This window comes from Micromonospora arida, from assembly GCF_003857035.1.
In the GTDB taxonomy this organism is placed as follows: Bacteria; Actinomycetota; Actinomycetes; order Mycobacteriales; family Micromonosporaceae; genus Micromonospora; species Micromonospora arida.
Genome location: NZ_QGSY01000287.1, coordinates 1 through 1,507 on the forward strand (window position 1 = coordinate 1; position 1,507 = coordinate 1,507).

At 69.4% G+C, this 1,507-nt stretch carries 1 protein-coding gene; it reads right to left on the reverse strand.

Annotation, left to right across the window (positions count from 1 at the left end):
• A partial coding sequence (locus tag DLJ58_RS29205; RefSeq protein WP_244219182.1) for a condensation domain-containing protein occupies nucleotides 1–1,455 on the reverse strand: 1,455 nt, incomplete at its 3' end.
• Between the last annotated feature and the right edge of the window lie 52 nt (nucleotides 1,456–1,507).

Genomic DNA, 1,507 nt, shown 5'->3' on the forward strand with positions numbered 1-1,507 from the left:
CATCCCATGCACACGCTCCGCACCCCGCACCTCCGGCCGCGCATCACACACCAACCCCGTGTAAAAACGCCGCTCATCAGTCAACTGACTCATCACCTTCAAATGAGCCGCATGCAGAACAGCCTTGACGGGTACGCCGAGGCTGCTGGCGAGCCCGCGCAGCGCACCGTCCAGGTCGGCGATGTCCACCTCGGTGCGGCACACCTGCCGCGGGCCGGAGTCGGTCGCCGGGGTGCCCGGCAGGGTGAGCTTCGGCGTACCGGTCACGACCTCGCGCCAGTAGGCGGCGTCGGCCTCGGAGTCGAGCGCCGAGAGTTCGGCGGCCACGAAGTCCGCGTACCGGACGGCCACCGGTTCGGCGGGCGTCGGCTGCTCGCCGCGCCGCCGCCGGTGGTAGCCGTCGCGCAGGTCGGCCAGCAGGAGGTTGAGGTCCCAGCCGCCGGTGATCAGGTGGCTGACCGAGACGGTGAGCCACCAGGCCGGGTCGTCCTCGCGGTGGACGGCCACCCGTAGCAGCGGCGGCGGCGTCGCGAGGTCGAACGGCCGGTCACGCTCGGCGGCGACGTACGCGGAGTGGCCGGTCGCCTCGGCGTGGACCGCGACCGGCACCTGCGCCTCGGCGTGCACGAGCTGCATCGGCACCGAGTAGCCGGTCAGGTCGATCGAGGTGCGCAGCGTGTCGTGCCGGGCGACCAGCTCGGCGAGGGTGGCGCGCAGCGGCTCGACGTCGAAGGGCAGTTCGTCGTCCACGCGCATGGTGTGCACGATGTGGTACGGCGCGGCGCTCTCGTCCTTGGCGATCTCCACCGCCATGCCCACCTGGGCCTGCGTGGCCGGGTAGGCGTCGGTGAGGCCGTCCGGCAGAGCAGCCCGGTCCGCGTCGGACAGCAACGCGAACGGCGCCACCGGCTCCCACTCGTCAACGCCCTCGCCGAAACTGGCCGCGAGCCCACGCACGGTCCGGTAAGCGAAAACATCACGGACACTCGTCGGATAACCCGCCGCCCGCAACGCACCCACCAACGACACCGCCAGCATCGAATCACCACCGAGATCAAAGAAACTCGACTCGACACCAACAACGTCAACACCCAACACCCGCGCCCACACCGCAGCCACCGCGCGCTCCACCACCGACACCGGCGCCACAAACACCGACTCATCACCGAGCACCGGCACCGGCAACTGACGCCGATCCACCTTCCCATTCGGATCCACCGGCACCACATCAACCACCATCACCACCGAAGGCACCAACACCTCCGGCAAAACCCCCCGCAACACCTCCCGAACACCCACCACATCAACACCCGAACCCACCGGCACCACAAAACCGGCCAACACCCGCCGACCACCCACCTCCACCACCGACGCCACCGCATCCCGCACACCCACACAGGACCGCAACGCCGACTCCACCTCACCCAACTCCACCCGCACACCACGCAACTTCACCTGCGCATCCAACCGACCCAGGAACTCCACACTCCCGTCCGACCGCCACGCC